This window comes from Delftia lacustris (assembly GCF_040267515.1).
In the GTDB taxonomy this organism is placed as follows: domain Bacteria; phylum Pseudomonadota; class Gammaproteobacteria; order Burkholderiales; family Burkholderiaceae_C; genus Comamonas; species Comamonas tsuruhatensis.
In genome coordinates, this window is the sequence record NZ_CP141274.1 from 3,712,311 (window position 1) to 3,729,062 (window position 16,752).

A 16,752-nucleotide genomic window follows, 5' to 3' on the forward strand; every position below is an offset into this window, starting at 1 on the left:
TTGCATCAATGCCCGGCGTTGTCAGCCGGGCGTGCTGGAGGAAACGTACAGACTGGTACTGGCGGGGCGTCCGATCAAGGACGCCTGCAAGGCGGCGTCGGCCAGCCAGAACTGCTGCTGTGCGTCGATGGCGGCCGCGACGGCACTGACCTGGTCCCGTGCATCGGCCAGCAGTTCAAAGGTGCTGATCAGCATGCCGTTGTAGCGAAGCTGGTTCTCGTCCGAGATCACCTTGCGCAGTGGAACCACTTCGTCACGGAAATGGCGTGCGACGTCATAGGCCGTCCGGTACGCGGAATAGCTCTCCCGCAGGCTGGAGCCCGCGGAGCGGACCGTACCTTCGAGCTGATTGGCCGCCGCCAAGGTGCGGGCGTTCATGGCCGCACGCTGCATGCCGCCCCAATCGAAGATCGGCAGGCGAACCGCGATCTCCCAGCCGCGGGCCGTGGATCGAGCGCCCTCGGCGTTGTCGAAGGTGGTGTTGCGGCGCCCGGAGAGTTCGATGTCGGTGAAACTGGTCACCATGTTCAGACCCTGGGCACGGGCTGCCGCATCCAATGTGGATTGGGCCAGGCGGATATCCAGGCGCGACCGGGTCGCTTGCGAACCGATGGCCTGCGGATCCAGGGGTTGCTTGGGCAGATCCGGCAGGCGCTCAGGCAACCGCAGCGCTTGGGCCTGGGCTTCGTCGAGCCCCAGCAAACGCACCAGTTCCTCGCGGCTCGAAGTGACCTGGTGCTGTGCCGTACTCAACCGGGTGGCCGCGTCGGCGTAGAAAGCTTGTTCGCGAGCCCGGGTGATGCGGTTGAAGTTCCCCACGGCCTCCATACGCCGAGCGAGTTCCGCCCCCGCCTCGGCGCTGGCATAGACCTGCTTGGCATACTGGAGGGATTGCTGGGCAACCACGGCGCGCACCCAGGCCTGGCGCACTTGGGTGACCTGATCCACCACTTCGCCCGTCATGCGCAACTGGGATTGTTCGATCAGCCGCGTGGCCACGCCGTAGCGCGATGGCAAAGTCAGCAGATCCAGCAAACCGACCGACAACGCACGCGCCAGTTCGACTTCCGGCCCAGACGTTGACCGACCGAAACTGAAAATGGGATTAGAGATCCGGCCCACTTGCGCAGCCTCGGACGACTCTGCCCAATTTAGCGCAATCAGGGCCTGCAGAGACGGACTGTTCACGAGTGCCAGCCGGACGGCCTCTTGCTGCCCCAAAGGCTGCGCCAGCAAGGCCTGGGCCGCTTGGGCACGCTGACCCCGCTCTTCAGGGCTTCTGGCCAGCGCGAGCTTGCCTTCGGTGAAGCTGCCCGCTTCGTCATTGGCACGCTGGATGTTCTGCTCCAGGCTGACACTGGCGCAACCGGTCAACACGGCCAGCCCGAGGGCGGACAGCGTCCACTTGGCATATCTGGTGCGCAAAAGCTTCATGGCTTGCTCCCTCCATGATGACCTGCATGGGGCTGATCGCCGGGCGATGCATCCTTCAAGGATGCGGGCTCGCCCGTCTTGATCTCCTGTGCATAGGCCTTCCAGCCACCGATTTGGCCCACGCGATCATTGGCATCGCGCCAGGACTGCACCGGTTGGTCCGCATAGGCTTTGTAGGCACCCACGGCAGACGAGTACTGCAACTGAGTTGGCAGCGTCGGCTTCTGCGCCGCAGCCTCCACAGGAGCTTGGGCAAATGCCCCCCCCGCACACAGGACAAGCGTCCACGGCAGCAAGGACTTGAATGAAGGTGAAGGAATTGGAATGACCATGGTCTCCTCTTGAAGAATCTCTGATCTCACGATGTAGAGATTCTGAAAAGAACGTCCTTTCGGGCAAATGTGAAGAGCATTACATTGCTGTAACCATTAAGTAATGTTGCTTCGATCTGATCGGCCGTTCCACCAGCACCGGTCGGTACGCGTGGCCTGCAGGTCTGCAACCACGGTACGGTGAGGCATGTTTCCATGCCCGGCGGAGCAGGCCCCAAATCGTCCAATGGCCTCTGTCCTCTCCTCCCTGGAATGCCCTTGGCATCCGACATCGGAATGCCAGACATGCGCGACGACACCAGCCCCGAGGCGCCAGGTGTGCCGAGCAGAAACAGTGTGTCAATTGCTGTGGCATCGAAATTGGGATGAGGCGCCACGATGAGGTCGGCCCGTGCCGCATGACTCCATAGCGCGGCGAATAGGGCCAAGGCGCTGATACAGCGCGATGAAATCAAAAAACTTTGTGGTGGTTTCATGCTCTCCTCCGAAGCGATCGACCTGCAACGCATGCAAACAGACGTCTTGGCTGCCCATGTGTTCCTCCACCTCCAACGTACGTATGCGGGAAGGGGCTGATGGAGCGTATGCAGCCATCCACGAACAGTTACATCGCGCATGTCTGTGACTGCAGCGCACATGGCTGGTGGTGCAGAAATTTGCATGGAAGGCCTTGATCTCAGCGCGAGGAAGGGCTGTCCGGGCGGCGCCCCGTGTCGCGATGGGGTTCGGAGGGCCGAAGCTCGCCGGGACGACGCGGGCGCGGAATGCGCGCCAGGAAGGGCTGAGCGCATCACGTTCCAGCAGGGCCTCGATTGGGGAACGGGCAGCTGAAAGAGATTCAGACTCATGGTTGGCCGTGTATGCCAGAGGGATCTACGGCCGCGGCCGACTCCAGCACAAGTCGTAGGTAGAGTGACCCCGATGGATGCGAATACCTGTACGCATCTCGGCACCTTCTTGATGGATTTTTTGTGCGAGATGGAGCGCTGACCGCGGCCGCTTCTGACGGCACTCCCTCGCTCCAAGGGTTTCCCATCGTGGCTCGGCAGGGGGTCTATCCGACCTATGCAGTCGGTGATGCCGCCCCCAGATGGCGCGAACTCCTCCGCGAATATCGGGTAAACACCAGTGCAAGACGAATCCTGAGCCTTCGCGGCCCGTGAAGTCCGAAGCACAGAGCTATCTGAGGTCGCTTGTGCGACCTTCTACGCAGCAGACCAAGGCAGTAGGTCCTTGATGGCTCGCACGAGGTCGCAAACGGGCATGCTCTCCTCCGAAAGAATTTGTGCTTTCGTGATACGAAAATTTTGGGGGGATCACCTTTCGATCAGCTGTGGCATTAATTACATTTTTCTTATCTTTCTGTCAGAGGGCTTCAAGTTGGGCACACTCCTGCAAATCACAGAATGGAGCGAGCAAGTGAAGATACTCATCGTCGAAGATGAGCCCAAGATGGGCGAGTACCTGCGACAGGGCTTGAGTGAAGCCGGGTACGTTTGCGATCTGGTGCCCAACGGCACCGATGGACTGCACATGGCATTGCATGGCCAGTACGATCTGGTGATCTTGGATGTGATGCTGCCGGGCCTCAACGGCTGGCAAGTACTGCAGTCCCTGCGTGACAGAGGGCTGCAAATGCCCGTACTGTTCCTGACCGCCCGCGACCATGTGGAAGACCGGGTCAAGGGACTGGAGTTGGGCGCTGACGACTATCTTGTCAAGCCCTTCTCTTTTGCGGAGCTGCTGGCCCGAGTGCGCATCATCCTGCGGCGCGGTCATGTCAACACCGAAAGCAACATGCTGCGTGTGGCCGACCTGGAGCTGGACCTGCTGCGCCGCCGGGTTTCCAGAAATGGCAAGCGCGTAGACTTGACGGCCAAGGAGTTTGGCCTGCTGGAACTCCTGATGCGTCGCCACGGTGAAGTGCTGCCCCGATCATTGATCACATCGCAGGTGTGGGACATGAATTTCGACAGTGACACCAACGTCATTGAGGTAGCCATGCGCCGCCTGCGCGCCAAGGTTGATGACGACCACCCAGTCAAGCTGATCCAGACTGTGCGGGGTATGGGCTATGTACTGGACGTGCCTGAGGACCACTAGGCGATGCCAAAGGATCGCCTGCTCAAAAAATTGACCCTGACCGAGCGTCTGGCATTGTTTTTCACAGTGGTCGCTGCTGCCGTCGTTCTGGGGTTGGGATTCCTGTTCCTGGTCGAGAACGAGCGGTACTTCGTCAATCTGGACCAAATGGTTTTGCAAGACAAGAAGGAGTTGATCCAGGAAATATTGAGCAACTCCAACTCGCTTGACGACACACGCTCGCGCTTGCATGAGGCACTGAACTACCACCATGATCTGTACATCCTGGTGCAGGATGCACAGAAGAATATTGTCTTTCAGTCAACCGAGGATTGGCCCGAGAGCATTTCACGCGGGGCGGACTTGAGTTCCGATGCGGCGGGCATTTTTGGCGTGTTGCGTAGCCATGATGCAGAATTTCATACCCTGCACTTCGCAGTTGCCACGGCCTACTCAGACTCTTCACTGCGAATTCTGATCGCAGCAGACACCAAGCACCACGTCCAGTTCATGAATGGACTGCGTAGCAGTCTGGTGTTTTATTTAGCCACGGCGATCTTCTTGTGCGGCCTTCTGTCGTGGGTCGCAGCGCGCCAAGGGCTGGCCCCGCTTCGCGAGATGCGATCCCGCGCGGCCGCAGTCACCAGTCAGCAGTTGACCGAGCGCATGCCTGTGGATGCCGTGCCAGTAGAAATGGCCGATCTTGCTCAGGAACTCAACCGCATGTTGGACCGGCTGCAAACGGACTTCCAGCGCCTGACTGATTTTTCATCGGATCTGGCTCACGAATTGCGCACGCCTATCAGCAACCTGTTGACACAGACACAGGTCGCACTTTCAGCTAGGCGGGACGCAGCCATGTACCGAGATATCCTGGCATCCAATGCTGAGGAGTTTCAGCGCCTGGCGCGCATGGTGTCCGATATGCTGTTCTTGGCCAAAACCGAGCGAGGAGTGGGCTTACCACGCAGTGAGTTTTTCTCCGCACGCCAGGAAGCGCAAGCTTTGCAAGAATTCTATGAAGCCGTTGCCGATGAAAAGCGTGTTCGACTTACGGTCCAGGGCGATGGATCCATCGAAGGTGATCGTCTGATGTTCCGGCGCGCAGTCAGCAATCTGCTGTCCAATGCACTGCGTTATACGCCGGAGTCGGGAGAGATCGCGATCAAAATCGTCGAGGTCAAGCGAATTACATCCGTGTCGGTTGAAAACTCAGGGCAAGACATAGATTCTAAAGTACTGCCACGTCTTTTTGATCGTTTCTATCGTGCCGACCCTTCGCGAGCCCATCCCACGTCCGATGGAAGTGGCCTGGGTTTAGCCATCACGCGTGCCATCGCTGAAGCCCATGGTGGCAGCGTCGCGGTAACGTCATCCCATGGACGTACCTGCTTCACCTTGAAATTTCCCCGCCGGCGGGAGAAACCACAATCCTGAATCAAGTCGAGAAGCAGAGGGTGGCCCCATGGACCCGTAGGACGAACATCCTTTTTTCGATCATTTCCGGTCAGAAATAATCCGACGCGGATACCATGGCCATGACCGCTGCAAAATGATGCGGTCTCTTGACCCTTTGCTGCTCCAATTTAGCTCACACCTTGCACAACTACCCTCAATACAAGCCGCTTCGCAACCTTCTGCGCAGGTACAACCTACGGGGCTCCATCGAGGATATATGGTGGTACTTTCAAGCAGTTGACCTCCCCTCCTCCAATGAGAGGGTATGGACTGGCCAGAGCTTCACCAAGCTCAAGCAAATTATTTACAAGTGGGAGATCGCCATACTGGCACGCGAAATTATCTTGAACGCCACACCAGAAGGAAAGCTCCGTCTTCGCCCATGGCAAAACATGGCACACGTAGTCAATTTGTTGCGACAGGTCGACAATGACATGGCAGGCGCCCACATGACGCCAGAGCGAGCGTACAACAGCCTGGCTCCAACGGGTCAGCTTCAGTTTCCCTGGCAGCGCCAGCGTCAGTTTAATCCGCTCATGCGCTACTTCAAGCTGTTTTCAGCGCCTGACGTCGAGCACCTTCTTGTGCGCGAGACAGGGGTCTGCACGAAGGAATGGTTTTTCGTGGGCTTTGCCGCTGCAGGCCTTTTGCAGAAAGAATGCGGGATATCCGCCCACCAAGACTACCGCCCTTTTGGCATAGAACTAGATCGATCCAAGACGGTTTTTGAAAAACTATCGCAACCCTTCGAAGAACTCCGCGAAAAAGTCAGTGACGCAGCCAGGTACGACGATACCTGGATGTACACATGGAACCCGCTTGAAGCCAAACCACTCGTAGGTCTGGATCCCATGCACCCTGAGCGCCTCCATTGCCCCATTCCCTATTACGTTTTGAAACGTGCGAGCCAAGGCCTCTTCTACGAAATCACCGCAGCTGAGGGCTTCAACAACCCATTCGGCGCCTCGTTTCAAGCCTACTTGGGCGAAGTGTTACGCGAGACATTCCAAAGCTCTCCCTTCACGATCTACGAGGAACGTGAGTACAAGGTGGGGCGAGATCGGAAAGACGGTGTGGACTGGATATTAACCGACGACCAGGCGAACTTGTTTATCGAATGTAAAGCCAAGCGTATGACCGCGGGAGCCAAGTCAGCGGTTGATCCATTAATCATTGGGCAACAAGTGGATTATCTAGCGAAAGCGGTCGTACAGCTCTACAAGAACATCGCTGATGCACTGGGAGGCCACACGCATTGGCCGCGAAACGACAGGCCAATCTTCCCACTGGTCGTGACACTCGAAGACTGGTACTTGTTTGGCACATCGGCAGACTTGCTGGCAGAGGGTGTGCGAACAAAGATGGCAAACGCAAATCTTGACCTCACATGGCTAGACACCATGCCCTACACGGTGGCTTCATGCGAAGATTTTGAAGATGTGAGCCCCACGATTGCGGAGGTAGGCATTCACAAATTTTTCAGCTTGAAGCAAGCTGGTGGCCGTCAGAACTGGATGATCCAACTCTACGCCAAAGAAAACTTCAACGAAGCATATCGAAAAACAGTACCTCGAGAACTTTTCCGGGAAGAATGGAACCGAATCCTTCCTGAAAATGTTCTCCCCTTCAAGCTCAAGAGTGCAGATTCAAGCTCTCACTGATCAGGTAACTGCTTTTTGTCTCCCATGGGCTTTTCGATGGCCAATGTGGCAGAGCTACTCAAGACTCACCCTGTCTCAATTTCTGTCCACAAAAATGACTTGCGGTCATACCGATCCTCTGTCACCAAAATGCGAACAACAGTGATGCGAGATACTAAAAAAAGCTCATGCACGAATAAGCCGAATTGAAACTCAACCTGTCAAACCCGTGCAGCTCGGGCAATTCAAAATTGCACTGCTCTTGCGTCGCGAGCATGGACTTCTAATCATCGGCTGTTCGGTACACGCGTCGATGCCGCCGGATGGAAATCCTTGAGCAAGTAAAGTGGGCGCCCCTTTGACTCGACCAGCAAACGTCCCACATATTCACCGAGAATTCCGATTGCAGTCAATTGAACACCCCCCAAAATGAGCGCAGTGATGATGAGTACTGGAAACCCCTCAATAGCTTCGCTGAAGAATAGGGTCTTGGTCAGAAAGTAGACTCCATAAAGAAGGGATGCAAGAGCGCAACCAATGCCTATGTACGTCGCCATCTTCAGTGGGACCGCAGAGAACCCGACGATCCCCTCGACTGCAAATCGCCACAGCTTGCGCATGCCCCATTTCGTCGATCCAACCTGACGCACCTCACGATCGTAGTCGATCGTCACTGCATCGAATCCCACCCAGGCAAATATCCCCTTCATGAAGCGATTGCGCTCGGGAAGCTGGTTGATGGCTTCGACAACGCGCCGACTCAATAAGCGGAAATCACCTACATCAGCAGGCATAGAAGTCTCTGAGACCCAGTTGAAGACCCTATAGAAAGCGTAGGCGGTGAAGGTCTTGAACCAAGTCTCTCCGGCACGAGAGCGCCGGCGCATGATCACGACATCTGCCCCCTCGTCCCAGACCTTGACCATGCTCGGAATCAAGGCCGGCGGATCTTGCAGGTCTGCATCAATCAAGATCACAGCGTCGCCTTGGGCAAGGTGGAGCCCGGCCGTCATAGCCGCCTCCTTGCCAAAGTTCCGACTGAAATGCGCCACTGCCACATGTCTATCCAGGACGCGCAGCGACTCCAGCACCGTACCGGTCGCGTCTCTGCTTCCGTCATTCACATAAATGACCTCGTAGTCCCGTCCCGTCACTTTTAGCGCAGCAACAAGGTTGCTGTGAAAGCGAAGCAGCCCGTCACCCTCGTTAAAAACGGGAGCCACCACCGAGAGCAAGCGCTTCGACGACGAATTTGCCCGAGACGTTCCAATAGCATCCCCCAACTCATGCATCGATGACTGAACCGGCCTAACTCCGGCTCGACGGTATAGGTACCTCGGACTGGCGAAGTTGCGCTTGTTGTTTGCGCGTCTACCTAGTCGAGCCATATCGGAATTCATAGAGACGCCTCTTCTACAATCGTAACAACGCCAATCGTAGGACTTCAGGATAACTACCGGCTGATGCGTGAATTACATTTAATTCATTTTTCACGATGTAGTGACATGCATCCAATTGATGTTGCCCCCACACTCCTGGCCCCGCCCTATTCGCAATAAAGCGCGCGGTCAGACCCTGTGGCCTGCTGCCGCCTGAACTCCCGAGGCGAACGCATGTTCAGCGACGAGTGCGGATGCACCTCGTTGAAGTGTTCGAAGGCCACCAGCAGTTGCGCCAACACTGTCCGCGCGTCACGCAGGTCCATGCGGGCCACGTAGTCGCGCTTGAAGGTGTTCACGAAGCTCTCGGCCATGCCGTTGCTCTGCGGGCTGCACACGGGCGTGTTGATAGGCTTGAGGCCCAGCGAACGCGCCAGTGCTCTGGTATCGGCTGCGATGTAGGCCCCACCGTTGTCGCTCAGGAACTCCAGATCCTGGCCTGCCGGCACCGCCTCCACAGTGCCAAAGCGACGCTCGACGGCTTCGATGGGCATCTCGCGCACCGGCCGCCTGGCAGTCCCTTGCCTTCCCAGGCCCGCCAGGCCATGACCTCGCGGTCGCAGCAGTCCTTCGTGAAGGTGGCCGTCACGGTCTGGCCCGAGTCGCACTTGATTTCGAGGCCATCGGAACACCAGCGCAGGTCACTGCGCGAGACCGTCACACGGCCCTCATGGGTGCGTGCGGACTGGCGTCGGTGTGGTGCTTTGGGCAGCAGCAGGTCGGCTGCGGCCATCACGCGATAGACGCGCTTGGCATTGACCTTCGGTGCACCCTGTGCAGCGCGCTGGCGGTCGACCAAGGCACAGGCACGTCGGTAGCCATAGCTGGGCAGTTGCGCAATCTCCTGGCGCAGTTCAGCAAGCAGCCCGGCATCGTCAGTGGGCGTGCGGTGGCTGCGACCATCGGTCCAGTCTTCATCGCGCCCGAGCAGATCGCGCACATGCAAGCGCACCAGCCCCACCGTCCGACAGACCGTTTTCACTGGTCGTCCCCGGGCAACAAGGGCGAGCGCGCAATCCACTTTTTTTCTGCGGCGTATGCCACGGCTTCCTTGAGGATTTCATTCTCCAGAGTCTTCTTACCGAGCACGCGCTGGAGCTTGGCGATTTCCGCGCGGGCAGCCGCCAACTCGGATGCCGGCACCACGGCTTCACCAGCAGACACTGCGGTCAACGCACCCTGGCGCTCGAGCTTGCACCACTGGAACAGCAGCCCTGCCGAGACATCCTCCTGGCGAGCGACCAGCGAAACGCTCATGCCTGGTTCATAAGTGCGGCGCACCAGGGCCGCCTTCTCCGAGAGGGACCAGCGCCTGCGGCGCTGGTCTTTAACAACTACCTCTACTGACTCCGTATGCCTAGTCATGTGCACAGTCCTGTTCCTATCTCCAAAGATAAGCGACAGGACGGGCCGGGAAATCAGGGGGCTATCTCACAATTTTCGAAGTCTGCGCGCAGCACACATGCGGGCTTTCTTCCTCACACCCGGCCAGTTGCTCTCTTTTGCCATCACTTTGCTGCCAAGCTAGAGGTTTGTCGTGGTCAAGTCTTTTCGGACATTCCGATAGGGGATGTTCGTTCAAGCTGAGTGAGCTGCCAACGCCTGCTGCATCTCGTAGTCATTGGGTGACTGGTATCCCAGCGTGGAGTGCAACCTGATAGGGTTGTAGAAGCCCACGATGTAGTCCGCGATGTCCGCCTGGGCCTCAGCATGGTTTGCATAGTCGCGCTGCCAGACACGCTCCATCTTCAAGTTCAGGAAGAATCTCTCCATCACTGCGTTGTCCCAGCAGTTGCCCTTGCGACTCATGCTGCACACCAGGCCATGGCTCTCCAGCAACCCCATGTGCAGTTCGCTGGCGTACTGACTGCCTCGGTCCGAATGAACCAGCAATCCTGGCTTGGGGCGGCGGCTTGTGATGGCCATGCGCAGCGCCTCGCACACCAGCTGTGCTGGCATGCTCGGGGCCATGGCCCAGCCCACTACTTTTCTGGAGAACAGGTCCAGCACCACCGCCAGATAGAGCCAGCCACTGCGTGTGCGAACGTAGGTGATGTCGCTGGCCCATGTCTGGTTGGGCTTTTCAGGTTTGAACTGGCGCTGCAGCACATTGTCTGCAACAGGCAAGCCATGGCGGCTGTCGGTGGTGTGCGTGAACTTGCGCCGCCAGCGTGCTCGCAGTCCGTGCGCGGCCATCAAAGTGCGTGCTTTGTAGCGCCCAACAGCCCAGCCTTGCAATTTCAGCTGTGCACTCAGGCGGCGACTGCCGTAGCTGCTCCCACTGGCATGGAAGACTGCTTTGGCCTGAAGGCTCAGTGGGCTCACTGCAGCCTTTGTGGTGGCGCGCTTGCGCGCCGCGTACCAGCCCGAGCGGCTCATGCCCAACACCCTGCACCACTGGCTTACTGGGGCCTTCTGCGCCTGTGCTTGCGCACTCATCAGGTCCTGAATCATTTCATTTCCCGGGCGAAGAAGGCCGACGCTTTTTTTAGGAGTTCATTGTCCGATTGCAGTTGCCTGACCTGCGACTCCAATTGCCGAATGCGTTGCTGCTCGGCCGTCAACGGCTTGCCAATACCCGGACGTCCGGCCGCCTCTTCGTCGTACTGCGCCAGCCAGCGGCGCACCGCGCTGTCAACCAGATCCAGATCCTTGCTGACCTGAGCCACGCTCAGATTCTGTTCTCGGACCATCTTGACCACTTGTAGCTTGAAGGCTGCGTCAAACGCCCTGCGCGCTCTTTTGTCTTTCATGTTCGTCATTTCCTCTGGGGTCTATGGGCCCCTATCGAGGTGTCCTATTTCATTGGACCATGACACATTTCCTTGGGAACAACGGATTCCGAGCATGTCGCTCACATGCTTGAATGCGCGTTGATTGGCCCTTCAATGGAACGCTCGCCTGATTTAGCCGATGCTGTATGTGCTGCCCTATGGAAGCTCCAGCATGACGAATGGCCGCCACCCTCACTTGACACTGAGAAAGTAGAGATGTGCCTCGAAGACTGCATTCGCAGAGGCAACGCAAAGGCAGCATTGCTACTCGGTCGCGTACTGAGCGGCATCGAATCCTCCACCATTCGTGCGTCTCAACTGGCTACCGGCCATAACATGCGTCGGGGCGCCGCGTTACTACTTCGCGCGGCAGATTCGGGAATCCATGAAGCATGGGCGCACCTGTACCGTATTCACGCAGACAGTCGCGCGTCGGTGTCAAATCCTCAGATGGCACGCTTCTTCTTGGAAAAAGCGGCCGCAGCAGGTGATGCGTGTGCACAGCGGATGCTGGGTGCGCTGATCCTGCGCTCCGCAACCCGCCTTCACGAATCTGAACAGGGCATCCACTGGCTGCACCAGGCTGCGCAGCGCAATGATCAACATGCCGCACAGCTACTCAGTTCACTGGTACTCCCTGTCGCAGGCATCGAGACTCAAGCCACATCGGCGATTGATGCAGTCTGTTCTGTGGATCCCTGGCTGGCATGCCGACTGAGAACAGCTCGTGACTTCGGTCTGACCAAGCTCGAAGCCTTGAACATCGACATCGTCACAGGGCAAAGGCCCTGGGGCCTTGTGGTTGGACACAACCCCTCCATCGCCCAGGCAAAGCTCGCGGAGCCTCGGGCTGTTCCTGCGCTGACCCCACTGGTCCTTGAAAACTTGCGACGCACCGTCGCATTTTTTGAGCAGTCCAGACGAGATGGTGGGCCAACCGAAAGTGACCGTCGCAGGCGTTCTCGCAAGCTTCGCTATTGCCTGCAGCACGCTGGCATTGAAGAGTCCTTGTTTTTCGCAGAAGCCCGCTCCACGGTACTCTGCGCGCTGCGACAGGGACCAAAGTGGGCATTCCATGCGCGGCCACTGCTTCAAATGGCGCTGTCCGAGATTTAACGTAAGCACTGCTTTTGCTTCAAAGCAAGAGTCTCTTGCTAGGACTCCGTACCCCAATCACCGCCACATAGGTGATACGTCATGCATGAGTCATGCAGCGATTTGCACACGTTGAGCCTTTTCTCGGCCAACACGTGGTAACGCCCCCCAGCTCCCATGGACAGACTGACAGAAATCTCATTCTTCTGTCCCCATGCTGTTGGGTCGTAATTTCTATGATGGACCCATCTTCTCATCGCTTAGGCAAGAGATGAGAGATACAAGGTTCATCAACTTTTCAAGGAGCACCATCATGACTCACCGTCGAATATCCCTTTCTTCGATGCTGGCCATCTTTGCTGCAGTTATCACGCTGGGCTTACCCGGACTAGCCTCGGCTGAGTACTGGCACCCAGCTAATAATGAAGCTGGCGTGATCGTTCATCCGTACCACTTCAAAAGCACCAAAACCCGTGCCCAAGTCCGAGCAGAAGTCGAAGCTGCCATGCGCGAAGGCCGTCTCTCATTCGGCGAGGGCAACTACCCTCCTCCTATCGTCTTTACAGGGCCAGGTAAAACTCGCGCCGAGGTCAGAGCAGAAGTCGAGGCGGCCATGCGCGAAGGGCGCCTCTCGTATGGCGAGAGCAATTACCCCCCTCCAATCGTCAATACAGGACCGGGCAAGACGCGCCAAGAAGTGATCAATGAACTAATCAACGAGCCGCCCGAAGAGCGAGAAGCCCGCCTGCGTCTCTATGGAGGAGGCTAGCTGCTGATCAGCCAACCGGCAGCACGAATACCCAAATGATCCAGACTGATTTTTCATATTGGCACCATTTTCTACCGGCGACAAGCCTGGAACCTACATGCACCGGCATTTCCACCGCATAGGACGATACAAGGTGCATGTGACGCCAGCAATGATTTCATTACCCTGAAATTTGATAGACCAATGCGTGACATCACGCGCCCCCGCAATTTCATAGGAACGCTGTCAAGAATCTAATCGCCCTGCCCTCTTGCTGTTGAGCTTTGGTTTCTACGATGAATACCTCTCCTCACCGCTTTTGCAAGACAGGAGAGATCCAAGGTTCATCAATTTTTGTAAGGAGTATCATCATGACTCACCGTCGACCTTCCCTTTCATCGATACTATCCACCTCCATCATTGTTACTGCGCTGGGTCTGCCAGGAATGGCATCAGCGGAATACTGGCACCCTGCCTACAATGAAGCCGGTGTGATCGTTCATCCGCAGCACTTTAAGAGCACGAAAACCCGCGCCCAAGTCAGAGCAGAAGTCAGGGATGCTATACGGGCAGGAACCCTCAGGTATGGGGAGAACAGTTATCCCCCTCCGATCGTCAGTAAGGGGCCAGGCAAGACGCGCCAAGAAGTGATCAACGAACTGATCAACGAACCTCCGGAGGAACGGGCAGCGCGCATGCGCCTCTATAGCGAAGGCGGAGGCTAACTGCTTCTCGGTCAACACGCGGTGCGGTTATCAAAATGCATCCGACCGAAATTTCACAATGGCACAGCCTCTGCATTGACGCAAGAATCTGGAGCCTACACCATGCACCTGTGTCGCCACCCCATATGACGACATCAGGTGCACAGGGAACTCTTAACGATTTCCTTGTCCCGAACTCTGTGAGACCGATGCGTGACATAGCCCGATTCATCATGACGGAGCATCAGGGTAACTCCCGCATCCATACAGCGGACTCACTGTCTTCACTCCACAGTCATGTCAGGTTGCCACGGCACTGCTCATCCTTGCGCACTAGTTGCGACTGCAGTGCGTGATGTCGGACTTGAGCCCGTGTGTCATCCTGCCCCAGCCGCCGCCGTAACCTGCTCGGTGGAATCGGAGTCTGTATATCCTGGAAGACTGCGGAAAGCCCCTTCACCGAAGCGTCTGAGCGCATGCCACAGTCGATCGGGAGCAGTCAGATTATTTAGTTCTTCTTGAAGCCGCTCTGCTTGATGACTGTCGCCCAATCGGCGCGGCGCTTGGTCACGAACTGGCCAGACTGCGCAAGCGTCTGCGACTCGCTGAACATGACGCCGTAGTCTTTGAAATGGCTGCAGACTTGTTCCTCGCGAAGCATCCCGGCAAAAGCCGCATTCACCTTTTCCAGGGCGTCCTGCAGCATACCTTTGGGTGCAAGCAAACCGGTCCAGAAATAAAAATCAAGGCTCTCGAGTTCGGGCGTTTCCGCCGCCGATACGACGTCGGGCGCGCCAACATCGCGCTCCTTGCTCCTCACGCCGGCTGCCAACACCTTGCCCGATTTGATGGGCTCGAGCAATGCAGGCAGTCCAGACACTGACATTCTCCCGAAAACTGGACAGTTCAAACCTGCAGGCTCTGAAGCGATCACTCCACCTTGATGTGCTCGGCCTGGATGATCTCGGCCCAGCGCTTCGACTCGCGCCGCACCTGCTCCTCGAACCCGGCCGGGCTGCTGTTCACGATCTGGAAGCCGTCGGCCTCCATCTTGCCCTTGACGGCCGGCTCGGCCAGGGCCTTGCGCAGCGCGGCCTGGATGTGCTCGAACACCGGCCGGGGCACGCCCCTGGGCACTACCATGCCGATCCACGACTGTGCCGTGTAGCCGGGCACCGCGGAGGCGATGGTGGGTACGCCCGGCAGCTGGGCCACGGGCTCGGGGCTGCCGATGGCGACCGCGTTGACCTGGCCGGCCTTGATGTAGTTGACGACGGTGGGCAGGCTGCCGATGACCATGTCCACCTCGCCGCCAAGCAGCGCAGTGAGCATGGGGCCGCCGCCCTTGTAAGGCACATGGGTGAGCTGTACGCCGGCCTGGCGCGCGAAGGCCACGGGATTGAGGTGGTTGGAGCCGCCCACGCCCGACGAGCCGTAGTTGAGCTTGCCCGGCTGCGCCCTGGCGGTGTCGATCACGGCCTTCAGCGAGGTGAGGCCCGATTTCTTCGACGTGACCAGCGCCATGGGCATGGTGCCGATCAAGCTCACGTAGTCGAAGGACTGGAAGGTGTCGTACTTCACGTCGTACAGGCTGGCGTTGACGGCATGCGAGTCGAACACCAGCAGCAGCGTGTAGCCATCGGGTGCGGCGCGCGCCGCCTCGTAGGTGCCTATGGTGCCGGAGGCGCCGCCGCGGTTGTCCACCACCACGCTCTGGCCCAGGTGCTCGGCGAATTTCTGCGAGATGGTGCGCGCCACGTAGTCCACCGAGCCGCCGGGCGGAAAGGGAACGATGAGCCGCACGGGCTTGCTGGGGTAGCCGCCCTGCGCCTGGGCGCCGAGCGCGAGGGTCGCGATGGCGCAGCCCAGCAGGCTGCGCACGAAGGTCTTTCGTTGCATGGTGATTGTCTCCTGGTGGTTTTTACAAAAAAGTGAGCTACTTGCATCCGCCATCAAAAGGTTGTGGATGATTTTCAATCCACAAATCAATACTGACGAGCGCCAGAAGCTATGCTTATTGCAGCACTCATCAACGGTTCACATCGACAACCACGCGCCCACGCACCCGGCCCGCGAGCAGCTCGGGTGCCAGGGCCAGCGCATCGGCCAGGCCGACCACACGGGTGTTGCGCGCTATGACCTCGGCAGGCAGTTCGGCGGCTAGGCGCTGCCAGGCCACGCGGCGGCGCGCCTGCGGCGCATACACGCTGTCCACCCCCGCGAGCGTGACACCGCGCAGGATGAAGGGCGCCACGCTCGCGGGCAGGTCCATGCCCTGCGCCAGCCCGCAGGCGGCCACCACGCCGCCATAGCGCGTGCTGGCCAGTACGTTGGCCAGGGTGTGGCTGCCCACGGCGTCGATGGCGGCGGCCCAGTTCTCCTTCTGCAGCGGCTTGCCGGGACCGGACAGCGTGGCGCGGTCGATGATGCCGCTGGCGCCCAATGCCTGCAGGTGCGCGGCCTCCTCGGGCCGGCCGGTGGAGGCCGTCACCGTGTAGCCCAGCCGCGACAGCAGCGCAATGGCGATGCTGCCCACGCCGCCATTGGCGCCGGTCACCAGCACCGGCCCCGCATCGGGCTGCACGCCGTGGGCTTCGAGCGCCATCACGCACAGCATGGCGGTGTAGCCGGCCGTGCCGATCGACATGGCCTGCTGCGCCGCCATGCCCGCGGGCAGCGGCACCAGCCAGTCGGCGCGGGTGGTGGCATAACCGGCCAGCCCCCCCCAGCGCGTTTCGCCCGTGCCCCAGCCGTTGAGCACCACGGCATCGCCGGGCGCAAAGCGCGGATCGCCGCTGCGCTCCACAATGCCCGCGAAATCGATGCCGGGCACCATGGGAAAGCTGCGCACCACGGGCGACTTGCCAGTGATGGCCAGCGCGTCCTTGTAGTTCAGCGTGGAGTGGCTCACGCGCACCAGCACCTCACCTTCGGGCAGGTCGCCGATGGCGAGCGTGCGCAGCTCAGCCTGGGTGGCGCCGCCATCGGCGCGGGTCAGATACAGGGCTGGGAACATGGTGGTGGCAATGGGGTTGGAAGGTGGAGA

At 58.7% G+C, this 16,752-nt stretch carries 14 protein-coding genes and 1 pseudogene; 6 read left to right on the plus strand and 9 right to left on the minus strand.

Annotation, left to right across the window (positions count from 1 at the left end; all coding sequences use genetic code 11):
• Window positions 1-21 precede the first annotated feature (21 nt).
• From U6958_RS18350 to U6958_RS18360, 3 genes are read right to left on the minus strand one after another with little or no spacing between them, the layout of a single operon-like run.
• Window positions 22-1,434 (minus strand): TolC family protein, encoded by a 1,413-nt coding sequence (locus U6958_RS18350; protein WP_016446933.1) that lies wholly within the window; start codon window positions 1,432-1,434, stop codon window positions 22-24.
• On the minus strand, window positions 1,431-1,766 hold the full coding sequence (locus U6958_RS18355; RefSeq protein WP_016446932.1) for a hypothetical protein: 336 nt from the start codon (window positions 1,764-1,766) through the stop codon (window positions 1,431-1,433). Before U6958_RS18355 ends, U6958_RS18350 begins: the two co-directional genes overlap by 4 nt.
• A gap of 26 nt (window positions 1,767-1,792) precedes the next feature.
• A complete protein-coding gene (locus tag U6958_RS18360) occupies window positions 1,793-2,242 on the minus strand; it encodes a hypothetical protein (protein WP_143044640.1) in 450 nt (149 codons plus the stop codon).
• Window positions 2,243-3,185: 943 nt separating this feature from the next.
• Here U6958_RS18360 and U6958_RS18365 point away from each other — a divergent pair.
• The 3 genes from U6958_RS18365 to U6958_RS18375 all read left to right on the plus strand — a co-directional run bounded on the left by U6958_RS18365 (window position 3,186) and on the right by U6958_RS18375 (window position 6,967).
• A complete protein-coding gene (locus U6958_RS18365; RefSeq protein ID WP_034400186.1) occupies window positions 3,186-3,869 on the plus strand; it encodes a heavy metal response regulator transcription factor in 684 nt (227 codons plus the stop codon).
• A 3-nt stretch (window positions 3,870-3,872) separates the two neighbouring features.
• A complete protein-coding gene (locus U6958_RS18370) occupies window positions 3,873-5,285 on the plus strand; it encodes a heavy metal sensor histidine kinase (protein WP_016446930.1) in 1,413 nt (470 codons plus the stop codon).
• 161 nt (window positions 5,286-5,446) lie between these two features.
• Complete coding sequence (locus tag U6958_RS18375; protein WP_074923254.1) at window positions 5,447-6,967, plus strand: hypothetical protein; 1,521 nt, start codon at window positions 5,447-5,449, stop codon at window positions 6,965-6,967.
• Window positions 6,968-7,233: 266 nt separating this feature from the next.
• Here U6958_RS18375 and U6958_RS18380 read toward each other — a convergent pair whose 3' ends face one another.
• From U6958_RS18380 to U6958_RS18390, 3 genes and pseudogenes are all read right to left on the minus strand, one after another.
• Entirely contained in the window at window positions 7,234-8,172 is a 939-nt protein-coding gene (locus U6958_RS18380; protein ID WP_227468600.1) for a glycosyltransferase family 2 protein, read from the minus strand.
• Window positions 8,173-8,492: 320 nt separating this feature from the next.
• A pseudogene (locus U6958_RS18385) lies at window positions 8,493-9,750 on the minus strand (IS3 family transposase).
• A gap of 213 nt (window positions 9,751-9,963) precedes the next feature.
• A protein-coding gene (locus U6958_RS18390) for an IS3 family transposase (RefSeq protein ID WP_201266015.1) occupies window positions 9,964-11,147 on the minus strand; the annotation gives its coding sequence in 2 pieces (ribosomal slippage) (window positions 9,964-10,865 and window positions 10,865-11,147; 1,185 coding nt in all).
• Window positions 11,148-11,243: 96 nt separating this feature from the next.
• Between U6958_RS18390 and U6958_RS18395 the strand changes: the two genes are divergently transcribed.
• The 3 genes from U6958_RS18395 to U6958_RS18405 all read left to right on the plus strand — a co-directional run bounded on the left by U6958_RS18395 (window position 11,244) and on the right by U6958_RS18405 (window position 13,727).
• On the plus strand, window positions 11,244-12,275 hold the full coding sequence (locus U6958_RS18395; RefSeq protein ID WP_143044696.1) for a hypothetical protein: 1,032 nt from the start codon (window positions 11,244-11,246) through the stop codon (window positions 12,273-12,275).
• Window positions 12,276-12,567: 292 nt separating this feature from the next.
• Window positions 12,568-13,023, plus strand: a complete 456-nt coding sequence (locus U6958_RS18400) for a DUF4148 domain-containing protein (protein WP_016446912.1) — start codon at window positions 12,568-12,570, stop codon at window positions 13,021-13,023.
• Window positions 13,024-13,373: 350 nt separating this feature from the next.
• Window positions 13,374-13,727 carry a DUF4148 domain-containing protein gene (locus U6958_RS18405; RefSeq protein ID WP_016446911.1) on the plus strand — a complete coding sequence of 118 codons (354 nt, stop codon included), beginning with the start codon at window positions 13,374-13,376 and terminating at the stop codon, window positions 13,725-13,727.
• Window positions 13,728-14,214: 487 nt separating this feature from the next.
• Here U6958_RS18405 and U6958_RS18410 read toward each other — a convergent pair whose 3' ends face one another.
• From U6958_RS18410 to U6958_RS18420, 3 genes are all read right to left on the minus strand, one after another.
• Entirely contained in the window at window positions 14,215-14,592 is a 378-nt protein-coding gene (locus tag U6958_RS18410; protein ID WP_016446910.1) for a tripartite tricarboxylate transporter substrate-binding protein, read from the minus strand.
• A gap of 44 nt (window positions 14,593-14,636) precedes the next feature.
• Window positions 14,637-15,605 (minus strand): tripartite tricarboxylate transporter substrate binding protein, encoded by a 969-nt coding sequence (locus U6958_RS18415; protein WP_016446909.1) that lies wholly within the window; start codon window positions 15,603-15,605, stop codon window positions 14,637-14,639.
• A gap of 130 nt (window positions 15,606-15,735) precedes the next feature.
• On the minus strand, window positions 15,736-16,722 hold the full coding sequence (locus U6958_RS18420; RefSeq protein WP_034400218.1) for an MDR family oxidoreductase: 987 nt from the start codon (window positions 16,720-16,722) through the stop codon (window positions 15,736-15,738).
• Between the last annotated feature and the right edge of the window lie 30 nt (window positions 16,723-16,752).

What these genes read in the sequence shown, in the direction of transcription:
- U6958_RS18350 (WP_016446933.1), bottom strand. Translation starts at nt 1,434, where the DNA reads ATGAAGCTTTTGCGCACCAGATATGCCAAGTGGACGCTGTCCGCCCTC.
- U6958_RS18355 (WP_016446932.1), bottom strand. Translation starts at nt 1,766, where the DNA reads ATGGTCATTCCAATTCCTTCACCTTCATTCAAGTCCTTGCTGCCGTGG.
- U6958_RS18360 (WP_143044640.1), bottom strand. Translation starts at nt 2,242, where the DNA reads ATGAAACCACCACAAAGTTTTTTGATTTCATCGCGCTGTATCAGCGCC.
- U6958_RS18370 (WP_016446930.1), top strand. Translation starts at nt 3,873, where the DNA reads ATGCCAAAGGATCGCCTGCTCAAAAAATTGACCCTGACCGAGCGTCTG.
- U6958_RS18395 (WP_143044696.1), top strand. Translation starts at nt 11,244, where the DNA reads ATGCTTGAATGCGCGTTGATTGGCCCTTCAATGGAACGCTCGCCTGAT.
- U6958_RS18400 (WP_016446912.1), top strand. Translation starts at nt 12,568, where the DNA reads ATGACTCACCGTCGAATATCCCTTTCTTCGATGCTGGCCATCTTTGCT.
- U6958_RS18405 (WP_016446911.1), top strand. Translation starts at nt 13,374, where the DNA reads ATGACTCACCGTCGACCTTCCCTTTCATCGATACTATCCACCTCCATC.
- U6958_RS18410 (WP_016446910.1), bottom strand. Translation starts at nt 14,592, where the DNA reads ATGTCAGTGTCTGGACTGCCTGCATTGCTCGAGCCCATCAAATCGGGC.
- U6958_RS18415 (WP_016446909.1), bottom strand. Translation starts at nt 15,605, where the DNA reads ATGCAACGAAAGACCTTCGTGCGCAGCCTGCTGGGCTGCGCCATCGCG.
- U6958_RS18420 (WP_034400218.1), bottom strand. Translation starts at nt 16,722, where the DNA reads ATGTTCCCAGCCCTGTATCTGACCCGCGCCGATGGCGGCGCCACCCAG.